This is a genomic window from Actinoplanes rectilineatus (assembly GCF_000962825.1).
GTDB lineage: Bacteria > Actinomycetota > Actinomycetes > Mycobacteriales > Micromonosporaceae > Actinoplanes > Actinoplanes rectilineatus.
Map to the genome: position 1 here is coordinate 1 of NZ_JZKF01000243.1, position 430 is coordinate 430.

Below are 430 nucleotides of genomic sequence, written 5' to 3' on the forward strand. Positions count from 1 at the left end.
GCGGCGTCGGCGGAGCATTTCACGTTCGGTCCGGATGATGTGTGGTGTCTTTTTCATTCTTACGCGTTCGATTTCTCGGTGTGGGAGATGTACGGCGCGTTGTTGCATGGTGGTCGTCTGGAGATCGTGGGGGATCGGGTCCGTCGTAATCCGGCTGATTTCGCGGAGTTCCTGGTCAAGCGTGGTGTCACCGTCCTGAACCAGACCCCGTCGGCGTTCCGGCAGCTCCTGGGTGTGTTGACTCCGCAGCAGGCGGCCCGGTTGAAGGTCCGTGAGGTGATTTTCGGTGGTGAGGCGCTGCCGTTCGGGTCGACGCGTCGCTGGTACGAGTTGATGGGTGATCGTGCCCGTCTGGTGAACATGTACGGCATCACGGAGACGACCGTCCACGTGACGTTCCAGGAGCTCACGCCGTCGTCGGTGGAGGAGA

1 protein-coding gene is annotated in these 430 nt (G+C 61.4%); it reads left to right on the forward strand.

The window, feature by feature from the left end:
- Positions 1–39: 39 nt before the first annotated feature.
- The coding region (locus tag WH85_RS46275) for an AMP-binding protein (RefSeq protein ID WP_281179171.1) at positions 40–430 on the forward strand (391 nt) is incomplete at its 3' end.